Source organism: Bartonella sp. MU70NMGDW (genome assembly GCF_042194085.1).
GTDB lineage: Bacteria > Pseudomonadota > Alphaproteobacteria > Rhizobiales > Rhizobiaceae > Bartonella > Bartonella grahamii.
Genome location: NZ_JBHIMK010000076.1, coordinates 1 through 8,701, shown reverse-complemented (window position 1 = coordinate 8,701; position 8,701 = coordinate 1). Strand labels below are relative to the sequence as shown.

Below are 8,701 nucleotides of genomic sequence, written 5' to 3'. Positions count from 1 at the left end.
TTTTCCAAGTTGAAAAACCATAAAACAATTCGTGAGACCTATTTAAACACAGCCTTAGCACAGACACTCAATAGCGCCGGAGGTATTGCAACACCAAGCGCTCTTGGCTCGGGCAGCTTTGGCAGTTTTGACTTTGCAGGTGTCACTTTCATTAATTACCGGAGTATTCACAACTATAATATAAGTGCGAAGGCTGGAACAAAGCGCGCCATAGGCATTAAGCCTGATGAATGTCAATTCTTTCCTGTTGATGCGCCTGGTGTCTTCCAAAAAACCTTTGCACCAGGTGAAAGCTTGGATTTTGCCAACACCGTTGGAAAGCCTCTCTACACCATGTTGATCATTGATCACGACCGTAATGCATGGGTAAAACCGGAGGTCTACAGCTATCCGCTTTACATTTGCACACGCCCTGAAATGCTGTTTAAAGCCGTGATTGGAGCGAAATAACATGCGATGGCACGGGCTGCTAAACCAAATGGTTAAAGATGTGCGCAACACTTTTGGGCAGCCCATCATCTACACGCGAAAGGACAATCAGCAATCTTTTCGGATTACAGCGATTTACGGCATTAAGCATTCAGAATCGGACGCCGGTGGCAGAATCCCCACCACAATTCCAAGAAAGGAACTTGATCTTTGTATCAATGACATCGGGGATTTACCACCAAAACCGGAAGATAGTGTTATTGTGATGGCTCCTGAAAACAACAAAGCGCCCTCTTCTCAAGAGCACTTCGTGATCACAGATGTCCAAGCCTCAGAATCTAGTATGTATAAGCTTATCTTGCGCGAGATAAAACAATGAGGCATCTTTATTTGGTGTGTTTAAAAATCAATAAAACTGTCCCAGAACTCGAATTACTGCTGTAAACCTTGGACTTGAAAAGGCAGTGAATTGGTAATTCCGTGGTATGCCGGTACGGAGACTGACTTGGCATTCATGGTATGTTATAGTGACTGATGCAATTCGTGTCCAAGTAGTTCTTTCATTCTTTTCAGGACTTTCAAATACAATGGCTTGATCGGTTACCAAAAGACGTCCTCTAAGTGGGATCTTTTTATTAATATCAAAGAAAACGCGTTCTTGAACTCCCAACAATTTTTCATTTTTTGCTAAACGATAATCATATTCACTTGCGTCAAGTTCTTGAAACATTTTACACGCTTCAGAAAAACTAGACACTTTAATATCCGGTAGCAACATTGCAACTTGTTCTTCAAAAAGTTTTACTTTTTTCTTTTCAGAGTAATGAGCGATCACCAAAAGTAAAACAATAAGAATGGCTACTAATAACCATGGTGAAATACTTATTACTACCACAATGCCTCCAATCAATAGAGAACAAAGGAGAAAGATCCTGATCCATTTTTCCAGTTGTTCATTTTTAAGTGCTGGAGATGTTTTATTAACGACTGAGAAATCAGAAGAAGGATGTGCAGAAGGGAGCGACATTGAAGCCTGTTCTGGAACTTTTTCTTCAAAACGTTTTTTGCGTTTATCTTGCCAATAAGCGAAAATGGAAAACGCAAAAAACGCAAAGAAAATTAACCAAAACCATCCCCAAAAGCCTAATCCATCATCTTTGTCTGGTTTGTTAACTTGAGTGGGGGTAACTTGCTTATCGGTATTCTCAGCTGGTGCTTGAGACACGCTTTCGTTTTGAGTAGCAACATCTATTGACGAAGTCGAGGAGGAGGTAACAATTTCATTATTGTGTGTAATTTGATTTGGTTTGTCTTTGTGTACAGAAGCACCTACTATCGCAGAGCCGATAAATAATAAAGCTCCAATACCAAGAGTTTTCAGTCCGTTTTTCCGCCATTTCTTTATACATACTAAAACGAGTCCGACAATCATCATTGGCAATGATAACAAGCACACGATCATTGCAATTATATTAAGGGTATCCAGTATTACCTCCCCCTCCGCTATAAATAAAAAAGTAAAGTGGAAATTTAAAGTGAGTCGACAAATAAAGTAAAGACGTACTTATATAATTTAGAAAAATGTAATATTACTTATTGACATTATGATAGGAGTATGAATAATCGAATCAGGTGCCTAAGAAACACCTTAAATCGATAGCGGATAGATTGCCGACACAATCTCTTCTCCGCACATTAAAGACTTTGACTCATTATATGCTACATGCATATAATAGATTTGTCGGGTGTAGTTACGCTATACAATACTCTTTATGGGGAAAGCGTAACGACGGACTATCGACCGTGTTTCTTAGCGCCCGGCATTCTTCTGGAATGTCAATAAGAAACCTCTAATCGATAGGAGTTCACTATGAACACTCTTATAGAAATTAAAGAACGGGTTATTGATCAGGAAACTGTTCAAACTGTTAACGCGCGTGATTTGCATGCGTTTTTGGAAATAAAATCTGAATTTAGAAATTGGATTAAAAATCGCATTAAAGAATGTAAATTTCAGGAAAATATAAACTTTATAACTGCGGTAAATTTTTACCGGGGTGGAAAAATAAAAGAATACCACATTACGTTAGACGTGGCTAAACACCTTTCAATGATAGAGCGTAATGATAAAGGGCATGAAGCACGTCAATACTTTATCAAATGTGAACGGCTTTTGAAACAAGTAGCAACACCGCAGATAGCTGCATCACAAGTTGACTACTCCAAACCGGAAGCATTGCTTGGTGTTTTGAATCACTTACAAAATCAAATAGAGCAGAAAGATCATGTTATTGCTAAATTAGAACCAAAAGCAGAAGCACTTGATGGTTTAAAACGCTCTGAGGGGGCTATGTGTGGCATCTTATTGTTTTTTATTCACGAGTGGTTGTTCAAGGAGCTTTTTGAGATCTTCTGAATTCATTGCCAGTAGGTGATTTAATGTAACGGTAGTGCGGACAGAGTTTTCTAAACGAGCAAGAATTTCACCCGTAAGGCTACGATGATTTGCTTCAGCAAGCTCTTCCAATTGATTTTTCAGTTCAATTGGAATGAGAAATTTAAATTGCACACGATCTTTTTTTGTCATGCACCTAAAATATACCTAAAATACACTTGACACAAGGTACCTTTATGGTACTAAATATGTGCATATGGAGGTAAAATGAAAACGATCCAATATAAAATAAATATGCCACATACATTAAAGGAGTGGTTGTTTAATCGGGCGACTGAGAATGATCGCTCTCTTTCATCTGAAATAATTAACATTCTCAAAAAAGAAAAAGCGCTAGAGCATAAGTCCGCAAAAACTCTCTCTAACGCTTTACATCTAACTAACCCGAAAGAGGTCAATTACAATGAATAATAGCACATACTTACCTATCAATAAAGACAAATTAATAAAATTACGAGAAGTCGAAAACGAGCCTCGTGTTCGCGATGTGGACTTAGCAGAAAAATTAGGGTTTGTTCGTACACGTGACGTTAGAAAATTAATTACAAGAAATATGCAAGAAATAGAACGGTTTGGGAGGTGCGCCACTGTGGCGCACGTAATAAAGGGCAATAACGTAACAGAATATTGGCTTAACGAAGAGCAGGCGTTATTGATTGCGACATTATCGAATACAGAAAAATCTTCTCAAGTCCGTTATATGCTTATTAAGTTATTTGTTGCATGGCGTAGGGGCGAGATAAAGCAATCCTATGTTCAATCGATCGACTACTCCAGTCCAGCAGTAATGCTTGGTGTCTTAACGCATTTAAAAGATGAAAATGAGCGGAAAGACAATATCATTGCTAAATTAGAACCAAAGGCAAAAGCACTTGATGGTTTAAAGCGTTCTGATGGTTTGTTTGGCTTAATTGAAGCAGCAAAAATGTTAGAGGTGCGACCAAAGGATTTAACGGATTACTTGCGTAAACATGATTGGGTGTATCGACGGGCTCCAGGGGCGCCTCTGTTACCTTATCAGGACAAGATCAAGAAAGGATTCATGGATTGCCCTGCTATTACCATTCAAAGACCGGATGGTACAGAAAAGGTGCTCCCTTCAACGAAAATCACATCTAGAGGATTGGCATGTTTGAGAGAACAAATCTTTGGGGGTGTGCAATGAAGGTAGATACTAACTTCTTATGCGATTTGTGGATAACGTTGTTTCAGTTTGTCAATTGTGAATATGTAGATGATAAAAATTGTAGTGCTCTGGTTGACATCATGGGGGTGGTAGAAAAAGCTTTGATTGTAAAACTTCAAGATGAAGTGCCGAATATTACAAAGATTCTAGCAGTTCTTACAGGTTTTGGAACTTCAGAACTACCGCATAGCATGAATCCGTTATTGCAAGCTTATGCTCCTACTTTAGAGAGCCCCATTAAAAAGGTTGCTTAATTAAAAAAATAGAACTCCCCTCCCCGTTCTCAACAATGGGGAGGTGGTTAAAAACGAATATTTATCAAGAGAAAATTACAGTTTAGAAGAAATGTATCTGTTTAAACTCACACCATTTTCAGCGGCTTGTATTGCAAGTTTTCTATGGAGTTCTGGTGGTATTCTTAATTGAAACTTACCACTGTATTTACCATGTGACAAAGGCACAGGAACTTCTTCTCCATTATGTTGCATGTCCTCAACAACTTCTGAAACAAGGTCCATAATGCCTTTTAAAGCTTTCTCTGCTTGAGCATCTAACCATGAAAGGGATGGGAATTCTGCACACAATCCGACATATTCCTCATCTTCTTGCGACCACAAAACACGATATGTATAATGATTATTGTTCATGTTTCATCCTTTCTTATATCCTCTACAGAGGATATTGGTCAATTACGATGGCTTTTTCGTAAATCTCGTTCGATGAGATGTCGAACATAGCGTGTGTAAGGGATAGCTTGATTTTTAGCTTTTTCCTTTAAAGCCTTCATAAGTGCTTGAGGTAAGCGAATATTCATAGAGGCTTCTTTAGGTAAGAATTCAAAATGAACGGGTTTAAAACCAGTTAAGTCATAATCTGTAAGATCTGCAGTATCAACAAAGTTTTCTGCTTCTTCATCCGTCTTAAAAACGGGCATTTGTTTTAATTTAGAGGTTTTCATAAAAATCAATCTCCTTTTGGTGCATATAACGAGCGCTAATAGGACGCACAAACAGTTCATTCTTTATTGTTCTTAAGGTAAAAACTAAAAATATATATCTTTCATTATAGCTTCTTCCAATGGCTCTGAAACGCTCTTCTTTAATATTGGGGTCATGCTTTATGACGAGATTTCCAAGTTTAGTGAATAAATACTCAATTTCTTTTTTAGAAACTCCATGTTTGGCACATTTTGGCCAGTTACCATCATCCCAATTTATGCCATGAACTTTGATGTTTGCTACCATAACGTATGTATATCAAAATGTATCCACAAATACAATAAAAATGATTAAAAATCAATCTGTTTTAACAGGAACACTCATGCATCCGAGAGAAACGATAAGGGAAATCTTTGTTGCGTTGATCAAAGCAGCAAAGACGGCAGCTGGTGACAATGTTTTCAATATGCGTGATTTCAACTTCTCCCCTGAGAACACGCCTGCAATTAATATCTCAACACAAAGTGAAACGATTGAAGATGGCTATGATTATGGAATAAGGCGGCGTGTTTTAACGCTAGATGTTGAATGTTATGCGACATGTGAAGATGGTGCACGTTTTGTTGACCAATTAGCATGGGAAATTGAGGAGATTTTCTACGCTAATCCTAATCTTAACAATACCGTTGAGACATGCCGCCTGCAAAATATTGCTTTTGCTTTTGGTGATAATGGCGCCCTAGCGCTCCATGGTGCGATTTTAACCTTTGAAGTCATTTATGTGACAAATATCCCCAACATGGATGAAGAAGAAGGCAGTGTAACAGCAAAACTCGTTGAACCTTTCTTAAGCTTTGAACCAGAAACAGGCGTGAGAAATAAAGATAAATACCATAAAATTGAAGGTGGACATGTTAGAGCGGCGCGATAAAGAAATCACAGATCTAAAGAGACGTGTGGCCAATATGGTTGTGGTGGGAAAAATTAGCCATGTTGACCATAAAAACGCACGCTATCGGGTAAAAAGTGGCAATCTTGTCAGTGACTGGATTCCAGATACACAAGCCCGCGCCGGTAAAACACGCTCGTATGAGGGGCGTGATATCGGAGAGCAAGTGATTGTTGTCTCGTCATCCGGAGATTTATCACAAGGGGTGATTGTTGGTTCACTTCATACCGATGCTAATCAAGCAGCCGATAAAGGCAGCACTCACCGAACGATATACCCTGATGGAACCAGCCTTGAATATGATGATGAACAAAACACTTATGGAATTCACATCAAATCCGGCGGAAAATTTATCCTGACAATCGCTGATGGTGTGTCACTAAAAGGTGATGGTGGCAAGCTAGAGCTTACCGCACCGGAAGGCATAAAGATTGTTTCAAAAAGCGATATAAATTTAAACGCAAAAGGCGGCATCTCTTTGAAGGCTGGTGATGGCATTTCACTGAATTCGAATGATAGTCTCTCTCTTCATTCTGGGAATAATGTTTCCATTCACTCAAGTGGACTAAAGCATAACGGTACCAATGTAGGAGCAACACATGTTCATGGTGGTGTTTCCCCTGGTGGCTCGATGACAGGAGGTCCCAATTGAACAGTGGAATGGACCGTACAACAGGAAAGCCATTAACCGGAATTGATCATTTACGCCAATCAATCCTTGATATTTTGTCAACGCGGATTGGTTCGCGTGTAATGCGGCGTGATTATGGTTCACGTGTTGCAGAACTCATTGATGCACCGGTTAATAATGCTTTTGCTGTTGCCCTTTATGCTGCTGTTGCTGAGGCTTTAGACAAATGGGAACCGCGTTTTAAATTGAAAAAAATTGATTTTAAAATGGTTGATGCTGGACAAGTTTCTTTGTCCTTTGAAGGCATTTATTTGCCTTCAGGTAAGCCCATTACCATGGAAGGATTACTGATAAAATGAATGGAGTACTTGCAAAACCGGAAATCATCACAGAACTTTCTTTTGAGGAAATACGCGCTGCTGCTCTTGCCCATTTAAAAGAGCTTTTGCCGGAATATACCATTCTTGAAAGTGATCCGGCTGTAAAAGTCATTGAGGCTTTTAGCTATCGAGAGTTGCTTTTAAGACAGCGTATTAACGAAGCGGCACGCAACAACATTCTTGATTTTGCAACCGGTGAATCTCTTGATGCTTTGGGAAACTGGCATGGTCTTGCCCGCATGGAGGGTGAAAGTGACGAGAGATATCGTGAACGCATAGAGCTTCATGCCCGTGGTGGCAATGGTAGCGGGACAGAGCCCTATTACAAGCTTATAGCCTTAACAGCAGATAGTCGTGTTAAGGATGCGATTGTTTACCGTAAAGGCAAAGACCCAACCATCTATGTTGCTCTTTTTGGCAACAATGAAGAAGGAACGGCCTCTGAAGATCTCATACAAACAGTCTCAGAAGCTCTTCACAGAAAAAATATCATCATGACCAATGATACAATCATTGTTCACGCTGCTGTCAAAAAAGTTCTGGATTTAGAGGCAGATGTTTGGCTGTTACCAGAAACATCTTTGAAAATTCTTACAACAATGGAAACAAATTTAAGAGCAGCATGGAGACAAGAACAAGCCATTGGTCGTGAATTAAGTTTGTCGTGGTGGATTTCAAAATTAATGATTGCTGGTGTCCAGAAAGTGATCGCCATTACACCAACACAAGACAGTATGGTTTGTGATGAAGAAGTTTTATCGATTGGAAAAATCACCTTAAACTTCAAAGGGCGTGCGCGCTAATGGTTGGTTCCCTCCTTCCCACAAACGCAACAAAATTTGAAAAGCGCCTTGCCGATGCTTGTGATTTTCATCAAGATGTTGATGGTTCTGTTTTGGGGATTTCACGTTCTAAACTGATCACACGCCCTCCCCGTTTCTTACCGTGGTTGATTGAAGAATACGGGCTTGGAGAGCTTACGCCTTATGTTCCAAACCTCTATGATTTGATTGATCAGGGTCTTGCATGGCAACATATTCGCGGCTCCCTTGCGGCAATAGAGATGGGGCTTGAATGGCTAGGGATTTCTGCACGCTTTCAACCCGCTTGGACGGGGCGGGTATGGTGGAATTCCTTTCAACTTGATTTTGATCAGTTGCCTGAACGCAAAAGCCTTGAAGCCATTGAAGCAATTACCGACCTTTCCAAAAGTTTGCGCTCTGATTTTCGCCGTGGGACCTATGGTTATGATGTACAAGCTGTTGAATGCAATATGTCACGGCTTGATGACAGCATGTTGGAGTATGAGAGCGGTGTTCGTTTAACAGCTGGGGACACTTTGTTTTCCTTTGGGCGCACAACAGAGATAGAGCACGTTCTCACACAAGAAGAAGGCAGGCTTATTGGCAATTGGATAGATGATGGGAATGAAGAATTAAGCTGGAACCAAATCGATTATCCATGGGATATGGCAAACTTTCCGTGGTGTTCGGTCAAAAAACATGAACGCGATATGCTGATGGCAGAATGGTTTCATGGTCGCACGCTTTATCTCGTGTTAAGAGACACTCAAAATGCCGTGATTGGGTATCAAAGATGCTATGCTGTAGCGCCTGTCGAACAGGCTTTGGATGGTGTGTACAGCCATTGTGGTAACAGATTTAACCCTTCTACAACAGGCACTCTGTTGTTTCTTGCTGCCCGTACAGACTTTCACGATGTTGACGGCAAAC

At 40.0% G+C, this 8,701-nt stretch carries 15 protein-coding genes and 1 pseudogene; 11 read left to right on the top strand and 5 right to left on the bottom strand.

Translation table 11 applies throughout. The annotated features are described in order from the left end of the window. Nucleotides 1–450: major capsid protein (locus tag ACFIKE_RS07235; protein ID WP_375648919.1), on the top strand; the 450-nt coding region annotated here is incomplete at its 5' end. A gap of 1 nt (nucleotide 451) precedes the next feature. After that, the gene (locus ACFIKE_RS07230) at nucleotides 452–808 is read left to right on the top strand and encodes a hypothetical protein (protein WP_375648917.1); all 357 of its coding nucleotides are present in this window, start codon (nucleotides 452–454) and stop codon (nucleotides 806–808) included. Nucleotides 809–835: 27 nt separating this feature from the next. Here the strand turns inward: ACFIKE_RS07230 and ACFIKE_RS07225 are convergent, their stop codons facing one another. Continuing rightward, complete coding sequence (locus ACFIKE_RS07225) at nucleotides 836–1,864, bottom strand: hypothetical protein (protein WP_375648915.1); 1,029 nt, start codon at nucleotides 1,862–1,864, stop codon at nucleotides 836–838. A 435-nt stretch (nucleotides 1,865–2,299) separates the two neighbouring features. Between ACFIKE_RS07225 and ACFIKE_RS07220 the strand changes: the two are divergent. Then, nucleotides 2,300–2,776 (top strand): annotated as a pseudogene (locus ACFIKE_RS07220) (antA/AntB antirepressor family protein); the annotation flags it as partial. A 15-nt stretch (nucleotides 2,777–2,791) separates the two neighbouring features. Here the strand turns inward: ACFIKE_RS07220 and ACFIKE_RS07215 are convergent. Next, nucleotides 2,792–3,016 (bottom strand): Arc family DNA-binding protein, encoded by a 225-nt coding sequence (locus tag ACFIKE_RS07215; protein WP_375627529.1) that lies wholly within the window; start codon nucleotides 3,014–3,016, stop codon nucleotides 2,792–2,794. A 75-nt stretch (nucleotides 3,017–3,091) separates the two neighbouring features. Here ACFIKE_RS07215 and ACFIKE_RS07210 point away from each other — a divergent pair, with 75 nt between their 5' ends. The 3 genes from ACFIKE_RS07210 to ACFIKE_RS07200 are packed head-to-tail and all read left to right on the top strand — an operon-like array spanning nucleotide 3,092 to nucleotide 4,324. Further along, on the top strand, nucleotides 3,092–3,295 hold the full coding sequence (locus tag ACFIKE_RS07210; RefSeq protein ID WP_375627530.1) for an Arc family DNA-binding protein: 204 nt from the start codon (nucleotides 3,092–3,094) through the stop codon (nucleotides 3,293–3,295). Beyond that, nucleotides 3,288–4,049 carry a phage antirepressor KilAC domain-containing protein gene (locus tag ACFIKE_RS07205; protein ID WP_375648912.1) on the top strand — a complete coding sequence of 254 codons (762 nt, stop codon included), beginning with the start codon at nucleotides 3,288–3,290 and terminating at the stop codon, nucleotides 4,047–4,049. The genes ACFIKE_RS07210 and ACFIKE_RS07205 overlap by 8 nt, the downstream gene beginning before the upstream one ends. Continuing rightward, nucleotides 4,046–4,324, top strand: a complete 279-nt coding sequence (locus tag ACFIKE_RS07200; RefSeq protein WP_375648910.1) for a hypothetical protein — start codon at nucleotides 4,046–4,048, stop codon at nucleotides 4,322–4,324. The genes ACFIKE_RS07205 and ACFIKE_RS07200 overlap by 4 nt, the downstream gene beginning before the upstream one ends. Before the next feature lie 75 nt (nucleotides 4,325–4,399). Here ACFIKE_RS07200 and ACFIKE_RS07195 read toward each other — a convergent pair whose 3' ends face one another. Genes ACFIKE_RS07195 through ACFIKE_RS07185 form a run of 3 tightly spaced genes read right to left on the bottom strand, consistent with a single transcriptional unit; the run spans nucleotide 4,400 to nucleotide 5,314 of the window. After that, entirely contained in the window at nucleotides 4,400–4,717 is a 318-nt protein-coding gene (locus tag ACFIKE_RS07195; RefSeq protein WP_004856761.1) for a type II toxin-antitoxin system HicB family antitoxin, read from the bottom strand. Between the two features lie 38 nt (nucleotides 4,718–4,755). Beyond that, a complete protein-coding gene (locus ACFIKE_RS07190; RefSeq protein ID WP_012754724.1) occupies nucleotides 4,756–5,028 on the bottom strand; it encodes a CopG family antitoxin in 273 nt (90 codons plus the stop codon). Further along, a complete protein-coding gene (locus tag ACFIKE_RS07185; protein ID WP_375648907.1) occupies nucleotides 5,015–5,314 on the bottom strand; it encodes a BrnT family toxin in 300 nt (99 codons plus the stop codon). The genes ACFIKE_RS07190 and ACFIKE_RS07185 overlap by 14 nt, the downstream gene beginning before the upstream one ends. Nucleotides 5,315–5,390: 76 nt before the next feature. Here ACFIKE_RS07185 and ACFIKE_RS07180 point away from each other — a divergent pair, with 76 nt between their 5' ends. The 5 genes from ACFIKE_RS07180 to ACFIKE_RS07160 form a co-directional block, all read left to right on the top strand. Beyond that, nucleotides 5,391–5,939: a hypothetical protein gene (locus tag ACFIKE_RS07180; protein ID WP_375648922.1), complete on the top strand. Its 549-nt coding sequence runs from the start codon at nucleotides 5,391–5,393 to the stop codon at nucleotides 5,937–5,939. Continuing rightward, nucleotides 5,920–6,609 (top strand): phage baseplate assembly protein V, encoded by a 690-nt coding sequence (locus tag ACFIKE_RS07175; protein WP_375648905.1) that lies wholly within the window; start codon nucleotides 5,920–5,922, stop codon nucleotides 6,607–6,609. Before ACFIKE_RS07180 ends, ACFIKE_RS07175 begins: the two co-directional genes overlap by 20 nt. Then, on the top strand, nucleotides 6,606–6,947 hold the full coding sequence (locus ACFIKE_RS07170) for a GPW/gp25 family protein (RefSeq protein WP_004856773.1): 342 nt from the start codon (nucleotides 6,606–6,608) through the stop codon (nucleotides 6,945–6,947). The genes ACFIKE_RS07175 and ACFIKE_RS07170 overlap by 4 nt, the downstream gene beginning before the upstream one ends. Then, nucleotides 6,944–7,771 (top strand): baseplate J/gp47 family protein, encoded by an 828-nt coding sequence (locus tag ACFIKE_RS07165; protein ID WP_375626976.1) that lies wholly within the window; start codon nucleotides 6,944–6,946, stop codon nucleotides 7,769–7,771. The genes ACFIKE_RS07170 and ACFIKE_RS07165 overlap by 4 nt, the downstream gene beginning before the upstream one ends. Beyond that, on the top strand, nucleotides 7,771–8,701 hold a 931-nt coding region (locus ACFIKE_RS07160), incomplete at its 3' end, for a phage tail protein (protein ID WP_375648903.1). The genes ACFIKE_RS07165 and ACFIKE_RS07160, both read left to right, overlap by 1 nt.